This window comes from Citricoccus sp. NPDC079358 (genome assembly GCF_040702545.1).
Lineage (GTDB): Bacteria > Actinomycetota > Actinomycetes > Actinomycetales > Micrococcaceae > Citricoccus.
Map to the genome: position 1 here is coordinate 1 of NZ_JBFBLI010000035.1, position 1,848 is coordinate 1,848.

Annotated in this window: 1 rRNA gene; it reads right to left on the reverse strand. The window is 56.8% G+C overall.

The window, feature by feature from the left end:
* Window positions 1-147: 147 nt before the first annotated feature.
* A 16S ribosomal RNA gene (locus AB0333_RS16930) occupies window positions 148-1,674 on the reverse strand.
* Window positions 1,675-1,848: the final 174 nt, after the last annotated feature.

Genomic DNA, 1,848 nt, shown 5'->3' on the forward strand with positions numbered 1-1,848 from the left:
AGCCGGTACGGCCAGGGCACTATTCGTTGATGTTCCACCCATGAGCAACTCGCCGACCCACGAACGGGGCCGCTACGAGCACTACACCTGAACCACACACCCACAAACACAAAGATCTGCGGGCCTGATAGCTAAGGGGCTCCTTAGAAAGGAGGTGATCCAGCCGCACCTTCCGGTACGGCTACCTTGTTACGACTTAGTCCCAATCGCCAGTCCCACCTTCGACGGCTCCCCCCACAAGGGTTGGGCCACCGGCTTCGGGTGTTACCGACTTTCGTGACTTGACGGGCGGTGTGTACAAGGCCCGGGAACGTATTCACCGCAGCGTTGCTGATCTGCGATTACTAGCGACTCCGACTTCATGGGGTCGAGTTGCAGACCCCAATCCGAACTGAGACCGGCTTTTTGGGATTAGCTCCACCTCACAGTATCGCAACCCATTGTACCGGCCATTGTAGCATGCGTGAAGCCCAAGACATAAGGGGCATGATGATTTGACGTCGTCCCCACCTTCCTCCGAGTTGACCCCGGCAGTCTCCCATGAGTCCCCGGCATAACCCGCTGGCAACATGGAACGAGGGTTGCGCTCGTTGCGGGACTTAACCCAACATCTCACGACACGAGCTGACGACAACCATGCACCACCTGTGAACCCGCCCCAAAGGGGAAACCACATCTCTGTGGCGATCGAGAACATGTCAAGCCTTGGTAAGGTTCTTCGCGTTGCATCGAATTAATCCGCATGCTCCGCCGCTTGTGCGGGCCCCCGTCAATTCCTTTGAGTTTTAGCCTTGCGGCCGTACTCCCCAGGCGGGGCACTTAATGCGTTAGCTGCGGCGCGGAAAACGTGGAATGTCCCCCACACCTAGTGCCCAACGTTTACGGCATGGACTACCAGGGTATCTAATCCTGTTCGCTCCCCATGCTTTCGCTCCTCAGCGTCAGTAACAGCCCAGAGACCTGCCTTCGCCATCGGTGTTCCTCCTGATATCTGCGCATTTCACCGCTACACCAGGAATTCCGGTCTCCCCTACTGCACTCTAGTCTGCCCGTACCCACCGCAGATCCGGGGTTAAGCCCCGGACTTTCACGGCAGACGCGACAAACCGCCTACGAGCTCTTTACGCCCAATAATTCCGGATAACGCTCGCGCCCTACGTATTACCGCGGCTGCTGGCACGTAGTTAGCCGGCGCTTCTTCTGCAGGTACCGTCACCCGAAGGCTTCTTCCCTACTGAAAGAGGTTTACAACCCGAAGGCCGTCATCCCTCACGCGGCGTCGCTGCATCAGGCTTGCGCCCATTGTGCAATATTCCCCACTGCTGCCTCCCGTAGGAGTCTGGGCCGTGTCTCAGTCCCAGTGTGGCCGGTCACCCTCTCAGGCCGGCTACCCGTCGTCGCCTTGGTGAGCCATTACCTCACCAACAAGCTGATAGGCCGCGAGTCCATCCAAGACCGATAAATCTTTCCACCCCCCACCATGCGACAGGAGGTCATATCCGGTATTAGACCCAGTTTCCCGGGCTTATCCCAGAGTCAAGGGAAGGTTACTCACGTGTTACTCACCCGTTCGCCACTCATCCACCCCAGCAAGCTGGAGCTTCAGCGTTCGACTTGCATGTGTTAAGCACGCCGCCAGCGTTCATCCTGAGCCAGGATCAAACTCTCCGTAAAAAACAAAAAGCGGACAACACACAGACCCGGCGGAAAACCAGACCCACATGCCACCCAAGAATCCATGGCAAAAAGTCACTGCAAACACACGGGGTGTGTCCCAGCAACCAATCAACCAATTCAAAAAATTGGCATCAACAAACTTGGCACACTATTGAGTTCTCAAACAACAGG